The 8,518-nt window shown below is 44.7% G+C and carries 5 protein-coding genes and 1 pseudogene; all 6 read right to left on the reverse strand.

Annotated elements, in window-relative coordinates; genetic code table 11:
• Positions 1-165 precede the first annotated feature (165 nt).
• Positions 166-1,509 carry a glycosyl hydrolase family 28 protein gene (locus L1N85_RS26010; protein ID WP_235241929.1) on the reverse strand — a complete coding sequence of 448 codons (1,344 nt, stop codon included), beginning with the start codon at positions 1,507-1,509 and terminating at the stop codon, positions 166-168.
• Between the two features lie 941 nt (positions 1,510-2,450).
• Positions 2,451-3,749, reverse strand: coding sequence for an MFS transporter (locus tag L1N85_RS26015; protein ID WP_235241933.1), 1,299 nt, complete (start codon positions 3,747-3,749; stop codon positions 2,451-2,453).
• Between the two features lie 461 nt (positions 3,750-4,210).
• Entirely contained in the window at positions 4,211-5,188 is a 978-nt protein-coding gene (locus tag L1N85_RS26020; protein WP_235241930.1) for a LacI family DNA-binding transcriptional regulator, read from the reverse strand.
• Positions 5,189-5,229: 41 nt separating this feature from the next.
• Positions 5,230-6,009 (reverse strand): Cof-type HAD-IIB family hydrolase, encoded by a 780-nt coding sequence (locus L1N85_RS26025; protein ID WP_235241931.1) that lies wholly within the window; start codon positions 6,007-6,009, stop codon positions 5,230-5,232.
• Between the two features lie 161 nt (positions 6,010-6,170).
• Positions 6,171-7,466, reverse strand: coding sequence for an MBL fold metallo-hydrolase (locus tag L1N85_RS26030; RefSeq protein ID WP_235241932.1), 1,296 nt, complete (start codon positions 7,464-7,466; stop codon positions 6,171-6,173).
• An 828-nt stretch (positions 7,467-8,294) separates the two neighbouring features.
• Positions 8,295-8,419, reverse strand: a pseudogene (locus tag L1N85_RS26035) (spore germination protein); the annotation flags it as partial.
• Positions 8,420-8,518 lie beyond the last annotated feature (99 nt).

Consider the following 8,518-nt stretch of genomic DNA (forward strand, 5'->3'; position numbering starts at 1 on the left):
CCCCTGTCGCTTCTCCTTCATGAATCTTAATCAGCAAGACACGCTCCCGCGCAGCTCCAAACAGGAGTTTAATTATTTTTTACGACAACGTGATTTACATATTTTCCTATTTGAATGTTTCCTGATTGTGCATCTGTAACCAATGTACCATTGATTCTGAAATTCTCAATCGTGACCCCCCTCAACGATCCGCTCCCCGTCAAAGCCCTCGATAAAAGACGGATTGTCGCATACGCCATTGAACTCGATATTTTCAAACCGAATATTTTCCACTCTGTTACCGGGACTCGGATTATATTTCGGATTTTGAAATACGCGTATATCGATAAGCCGCCCAAGCTCAAATTGCTTTACACGGAAATTCCTGTATGTAACATTCCTGACGATGTTCTTGTCGGCCGCATTAATGGCCATACAGCCCCAATCGTCCTGAGGCTCATGGTGCTCCAAAATATCAATGTTATCGAAGACAATGTTCTCAATGATGTCCCCATTATGCTCATGATCCCCGTGAACGCCGATCATGATAGGATGCGCAACATCCGCCCATAACACTGAATTTGTCACTGAAATATTCGTACTTTCTCCATAAAATTTCCCTCGGCTTCCATAGATCGCAATGCAATCGTCGGATGTGCGCAGAAACACGTCATCGATATCCACATAAGAGCAGGACATCATGTCAATTCCGTCAGACCACCCACGTGTACTGAACGTCTTGAAATTGCTGATATGAATATGCTCCGACTTCCAAGATGAATGCTGTAGTGAGGGGGATCCACTGAAATGATGCCCTCCACCGTAATGTTGCGAGAGAAATCGATTTGTACGGAGCGCAAATAGGTTGTCTTCTCTATATTCGTTAAATAAATAATTCCACGTCCTCTGATCGTGACATCTTCTACATGATCGCATACCATTGAGCCCACTACCATAGCACCTCCGGCGAGATATACTGCCTTGCCCGAAGATAATTTCCTCAATATAATGCATACCTGGTCCGAAATAGAGAACCTCGGATAGCGCTTCCTTACCATTACTGGAAGATGTTAGCCGCGCAATAAGATCTTCTGTCCGATGGTTGCCTGGCTTAACGCAGATTGTCCGTGGATCTTCCAGATCCAGTACGTTCGTCTCGGGCGGATTTGCAAATAAATGAAGGTTATGAAATCTCTCGCCATTCGCTTCGAATGACAGCTTCCTCGGACGGTCAACCTTGAAGGTTACCGTATTTCCGATTTGATGAAACGGAATATTATAGCTATTAGGGCGAAGGTCTACGTTCTCGAAAATCCCGTCCCTCTTTGTCACCTCCACCTCTACGACACCCTCGAAGTCGTAGGTTACCATGGAAGCCTCACGCACATTAAGCATGTCCACAGGGACTAGATAGGGAAACTGCTCCTGCCACTCTCCGTTTTCCAATCGCACACGAACGGAGAAATCATTATTGACGATTGCTTCAGGGGGCGCAGGGTAAGTAATTAATTCAGCGCGGGTAGATATCATGCACATCAACCTCCTTCTCATATTCTGTCACCATATACAAAGCAAATAGTAACAAAATGCAAGGATGCTAGCCATTGCAATATCATTCAATTTGATCACACTTCTTTCAAATCAAATGACATATTAATAAGGTACTTTACTTTGTAGGATTTCTTCTAAAACGTCGATCTTCGTGGTCTCTTCCAGACGTTTAGACCAGCGTTGCCTTTCAGCATGGAACAAATCGTATCTAACGCTCTTGAGTCTGCTTAGTACGTCTTTATGGTGAGGGCATCATCGATGAATACAACAAACTCGCCGGATCGAACGATGTACGCATTCCAACTTCGCAGTCTTACATAGTTCTTGCAACCGAGAAGTAATTGCTTTCTCGCTATAGTGGATGCCTGATGTCTGCTTAATGAGTGTCTTAGCATGCAATACTTATTTGCTTCCTCTATAACTTATTTCAACTGATATAGATAGGTCTCTATTAGCATCGGTACTTCAACAGGTTGTACATAATATCTGATTACGGCTTGATCCAGCTCCAAGTAGTAAACTTCCAAAACAATGAAAAAACCTGACGAATCAATGGATTGATGTCATCAGGGGAAGATTTATTATCTCAAACATATACCGTTATTTGTCTTATAAATTACCGCAAACTGTTTCAACTATAACCGTTACTCACAACAACAACTGTGGGTAACGGTTATAAATGAAACTATCAGATTCCACATCGCGATGGACACCCTCGCTCTTGGCTAGTGATTGGTAACTACAAACCCCCACAGCGGACTTTCACCACCTAGTTAATCGTCATGCGTGGCACACAAGGAAGCAGCCCCCAATCTTGGAGGCTGGAATCGAGGCTTTTAGTCAGGACCGTTTGGGATGATCGATTATCTCTTTTAGTTGAAAAAAGAGGTGAATATTGCCGCCACTCGCAATCGTACGGATTAACTTGAAGATGTATTTGGATCGCGGCGGGACCAAATCACCGCAGGGATGAGCAGCAAGGACAGAATCCCTCCGGCTAATGAGAGGATAGCGTAGCTGGAATTGGCTACTACCATACCGGACAGCGCGCCGCCCGATGCCCCGGCTAAAGCAATCAAAACATCAATCGATCCTTGCGTTTTGGCACGAGTAGCAGCAGGCGCTGCATCGGCGATGATCGCAGTCCCGCTAATCAAGCCAAAGTTCCAACCAAGACCGAGCAACGCCAGTGCGATCATGATAAGCACCATAGAATCGGCCGGCGCCAAGGCAGCAATAAGCCCAGATAACAGCAGCGTGACGCCCGAAACGCAAGCCATAACCGTCCTTCCCCACTTATCCACCAAAATCCCGGTTATCAGCGAAGGCAGATACATGGCCGCGACATGTATGCCGATCACCAGTCCGACTTCCCCTAAACCATGTCCGTGATGCTTCATGTGGACAGGGGTCATGGTCATAATAGCGATCATAACGACTTGGGTTAAAATCATGACCGTCGCCCCAACCGCCAGTTTACGGCTAGGGCTAGTTAGAAGCTTCTCCTCTTCCGCTTCAGATTGTTGATTAGCAAACCGTTCCCTCGCAATGGCTTTGGCCACTAGGAAAGGATCGGGCCAGAGAAACACCAGCAGCACCAAGCCGGCAACAATAAAAGCGGCAGCAGAAAGCAGGAATGGCCCCGCCAATCGGGGAATACCGACAGACATCGCAAAACTTCCCATTACATCCACCAGATTCGGACCGGCAACCGCCCCAAACGTCGTAAACATCAAAATCATACTGATTGCCTTGGCACGTTGGGCCGGCTTAACCAAATCGGTTCCCGCATATCGCGCCAACAGATTGGAAGCTGTCCCAGCGCCATAAATAAACAACGAAACAAACAGCAGCGGAATACTCGGCATGACGGCTGCTAACACGACGCCGGCTGCGCCAATGCCTCCGGTCAGAAAGCCTATCGCGAGTCCCAGACGTCGGCCGTAGCGTTGCGAAAGCCGTCCGATCAAAAGCGCCGCAGCCGCAGAGCCAAGCGTAAAGAGTGCCGAGGGAACGCCGGCAATACTCTCCGTTCTCAACATCTCTTGCGCTAGCAGCGCTCCGATGGTGATGCCTGCCGTAAGCCCCGCGCCGCCAAAAATCTGTGCAAGACCGACGATGAACAACGTCCTTCGCTGAAGTTGCCTCTGTTTTTCCGGCGAATCGACATAGGTCTGCCAAAAAACAGCCTTATTTTGGGGGAATATGTGATCCAACATCACTTTTTGTGTCTTCATATCACTCATCCTTATTATATGATACGCAGCCGACCGAAGTTTCCTTTCGATATAAATCGGCTCACCTGAAACTTGCGTTTGCTTTGAGCTACAGATAACTTCCAACTTCTCCCATTCAGCAAACACGTGACATCGGCTGAGTGATCATCATTTTCGAGCCTCATAACTCCTCTCGGCGCGAAATTGGCCGGGACTACAGTTGTACTTTAAATGTTATGAAGATTCAGAGAACATTAATGCAACGCTAGTGATTTGGATGAAATAAAACGGATATCGTCAGCGGAATTTCATACGCTCTTTTATCCGCGACCAACGCTTGGAACGATGCCGTCGATTTTATTTAAAAAAAGATTTCCATCCTACTTATTATAGGAAATAGAAATCCTTTTTTTGAATCTGGTAGCAGGTCATTCATACGAAAACTTATGAATAAATATCTTACATTATACCGTTGCTCTTTCAATGAGTCTGTACTCCAGCTCACGATTTTCAGGCTGCTCCTTTTTTCTGGTAATCTGATCATATCCAATTTGGAATGCAATCGCTCCCATTTCGGGTAATTGATTCTCGATTGTTGTGAGATCAAACACTTCAGCAATAGGCTGATTATCAAATCCAATAATCGCAAGATCTTCAGGGACTCGAATATTGTTTTTTCTCGCTTCCATAATAATACCCGCTGCCGCTTGATCACTTGTTACCATCATCGCAGTAGGTCTTGAATTTAGCTCCAGCAAATTCCTTAATACTTCCACCCCATCTTCTATCCGATAAGTTTGATGAAAAATCCATTCGTCCCGAATCGGTTCACCAATGGAAGCTAGTTCATCCGTATAAGCTTTTCGTCGCATTTGGCTGTTATCTCCTTGATTTCTTGCCAAACACAAACCAATATAGCGGTGTCCTTTATTAATTAAATACCTAATCCCACATTGAAAACTTTTATAATGATCTGAAAAAACTGAAGATACGCGTGATTGTCCAACATCCTGACATGCAACAATAGGTCCGTATCGGGTATAAGCCTCAATTTGATTTAAATCTATATGTTTCGAACAGATGATCATTCCGTCTATTTGTTTCATTTTTAGCATTTCCAATACTTTCATCTCAGCTTCTGTATTGTAATTCGTCTGACATAGCATTAATTGATAGTTTACTTTTAAAGCCTCCACTGAAATGCCTTCCACTAACCTGGTGAAGTAAGGATGATTAATAAACGGCAGCATAACGGCTATCACGTTCGTTTTCCCTTTCAGTAATTGCACCGCATTCATATTTCTTGAGTAATCCAGTCTATCAATCGCTTCCATAATTACTTTACGCTTTTCCTCACTCACATAAGAATGGTTATTCAGTACACGTGAAACGGTGGATACAGATACATTTGCCAATTTCGCTATATCCTTTATGTTAGCCAATTCATCACCTCCCAAATCTTTTATAGGATTGTCAGAAGTGTTCACAATAACCCAACCATTTTAAGTCCGAACAAAATCCCATCTTCTTCTACATTCTTCGTAACATAACGAGCTTCTTTCTGGACTGTTTCCACAGCGTTCCCCATTGAAATTCCATGTCCGACAAAACGAAGCATTTCAATATCATTATAATGATCGCCAAAAGCGTAAACGTCGTCTTTCTCCATGTTTGCCCGCTTCATGATCTCAACAATGCCATTTGCCTTGGATCCGTTTGCAGGCATAACATCCATAGATACTTCATGCCAGCGCACAAATCTCATATGGTTAAACCGTTTTCGATATGATTCCTCGTGATCTTCCGAACAGAAAACCATCGCTTGATAAATATCGTGCGTTAAGTAAAAGTTCGGATCATGTTCCGGGAGCGCTTGCTGCAACGGTCCCAAACTTACTTCTATCCAACTGTGATTAGGAACATTCATTTTCATTCCCTTAATATCCATAAAGACGACGGGATGACCTTGATCTGTGGCAAAACCGGTTAAAGACTCCAGTAAGTTCGTACGTAGAGGATTTCGGTAAATAATCTTTTCTTTATAAACGACGTACTGCCCATTCAAAGCTACAAAGGTGTCAATGCCGAGTTCCAACCTCAAATCCTGGAACATGAAAGGCGACCGCCCGGTGGCAATCGCCACTTCATGGCCATTGTTTTTCAATTCGGCTATTGACGCTTTGGCCGATGAAGGCAGCTTCTTGTTACGATCGAGAAGTGTGCCGTCAATATCGAAAAAAATGAGTTTGCGTTTGTTTTTCATTCTGTCCATCGTCCTTCAGTATTTTATAGTATAACTCAACTTTCGTTAACACAATCGTATTTTGTGAAAAGGATCCCATGTCAAGAATAAAATTTCTGAGAAAAAATATGTAAGCGTCAATAGCTCCTCTCTTGATAACAAGAGATGGCTATTGACGCTTACTAAAAGTGCACCAGTACGGGTTTATCCGTTGGAATCTCGTTCAATCGATCAGGCAACGTTCCGAGCATGATATGGTGCGCCTGTGGAATGTATCCTTCTTTCCATTCGTTTAAATTGCGGATGTCTACAAGAAACACTTCTCCGGCGTCCACCTTCTTTTCAATCTCCAAAGGGGTTACTTCCATGTACGATTCAAGAGATAACGAGCCGCTCTCACGAATGCTGCCGCTGTCCATATAACCGATGGCGTTGTCGATGCCGATAGAACGGAGTGCTTTCAGTATTTCCTTAAGCTGTCCCGGATTCGTCAGCAAATACAGAGGGCGATTGTAGTCGATCAGCCAGCCAGCCCAATTCGTGAACGATTTGTTGAATGGAATGTTGATCGTGCCGGCGATGTGTAGTTTGGCGAACTCCGGCGATGGCCGCGTATCGATCACCATTCCTTGGTTGGAAATAACATCCATTAAAGAGTCGACGGAAGGAAGCTCCTCTACGCTCGGTAAATCTTTCAGCAGTACCGGTCCTGTTTTGTTAACCCGTTTCATAACGGAAAAATAATTGGGCGGTTCCGGTTGACCATCAAGCAGCGCTTTGACGAAAGCTTCTTCATCCGGATAAGACATCGCCCAGTTAAAAAGCTTCTCGTATCCGACGGTGGAGGACGGAACAGCCCCCAAAGCCTTACCGCAAGCGCTGCCTGCGCCGTGCGCCGGCCAAACTTGAACATAATCCGGCAGCTGTCTGAATTTTTTGAGCGAATGGAACATAGCTCTGGCGCTCATCTCGGACGCACCCTCGATGCCCGCCGTTTTTTCCAGCAGGTCCGGTCTTCCGATATCTCCGACAAAGACAAAGTCGCCTGTAAAAATCCCGATCGGCCGACCGGCACTTCCCCCGCGGTCAGTCAAAAGGAAGGAAATGCTCTCCGGCGTGTGGCCCGGCGTATGCATTACCTCAAAGCTCAGATTTCCGACCGTAAAATGATCCCCTTCGCACACCAGCTGATGGTTCAGACTTTTGGCATACTGGTAGCGCCAATCAACTCCGCCTTCGCCGGAGAGATACAGTTTTGCCTGATGCACCTCGCCAAGCTCGCGGACTCCAGAGACAAAGTCAGCATGAATATGAGTTTCCGTAGCCGCTACAATCGTTACCCCCTCCGCTTTAGCCGTTTCGAAGTAAGGCTCCAGATTTCGGCCGGGGTCAACGACAATCGCCTCCCCCGTTTTTTGGCAACCGACCAAATAAGAAGCATGAGCCAACTTTTCATCGTAAAAATAACGCAACAACATTGTACAATCCCCCTTGAAAATGAACTTTAATCCTGGGAGCAGTATAGTTTATGAAATGCGTTCCATGTCAACCAAACCATTCGATTCCACCTAACCTTTGCAAATTCGCAGTTGACTCCAATAACATCCAAAAACAAAAACAAGTAGCCTGATCTTCCATGCGGCTACTTGAAATAACAAATACGTTAAAAATTCTGTACTTATAATCTAGGAACCAACGGAATTATGAAATTGGCTCTTATAGTCTATATATTCCAGTTATATTTGAGACTCTTATGAATTTTTAAAGCTCAGTATTTTTGTTCGCTTACCAACAATAATGATTATCCCTAAAATCAATAGAACTGTAGAGGGCATTTTTCTTTGTTGACTCTTGCAAAAACTTTGTCATAGAAATCCATGGGTGAATAAGTCGGAAATTAACACTTCAACAGAACCTTTGTCGATGTTGTAAAAATAAAAGGACATCGTACCGTTTCCAGCGAAATTGTTGGTCACCACAACACAACAGCTTCCAGAAAAGGGGATGTCCCAATTCCATGGTATGCGTACACGCAGCAATCGTCAAGTTTATTTTGTCTCTTCAGCTGGGGTTTAATAAACCTCAGATTCGACATCTGATTTCAATCGTTAATGGCATTATTCTTTGTGAAGGTCGCAAAAATAAATCGACGATCCGCGAAGCTGCTGGTAAAGAGCGGCATCTCAGCTCGACTACTCGATTCTTGAATGAGTCGCCGTGGTCTGTGAATCACTTGCAAAAACAACGGATGGGACTAATCATACAATCGATTCGGCTGATTCTTTCCCGAACTTCCATCACTAAGGGGGGGTTTTCAATCTTCTGCGAATTAAAGTTGTATTTGTACGCAGGTTTTCTGTAAAGCCTTCGCGAGGACACGAAGGACCGCCTCTGTGGCCGGTTCCTCAACCGATCGTGATTCCCATCCTTTTGTACTGTTGAACTACCCCTTCTTAAAATCAATTGATTTTTGAAGAAGGGGATTCCTAAGAACTTCACCCTAACGGGCAAATATATGGATTAGGCTATC

This window comes from Paenibacillus alkaliterrae (genome assembly GCF_021532375.1).
GTDB classification, from domain to species: Bacteria; Bacillota; Bacilli; order Paenibacillales; family Paenibacillaceae; genus Pristimantibacillus; species Pristimantibacillus alkaliterrae.

Coding starts and splice junctions, on each gene's coding strand:
- L1N85_RS26030 (WP_235241932.1), bottom strand. CDS start 7,466: ATGTTGTTGCGTTATTTTTACGATGAAAAGTTGGCTCATGCTTCTTAT.
- L1N85_RS26025 (WP_235241931.1), bottom strand. CDS start 6,009: ATGAAAAACAAACGCAAACTCATTTTTTTCGATATTGACGGCACACTT.
- L1N85_RS26015 (WP_235241933.1), bottom strand. CDS start 3,749: ATGTTGGATCACATATTCCCCCAAAATAAGGCTGTTTTTTGGCAGACC.
- L1N85_RS26010 (WP_235241929.1), bottom strand. CDS start 1,509: ATGATATCTACCCGCGCTGAATTAATTACTTACCCTGCGCCCCCTGAA.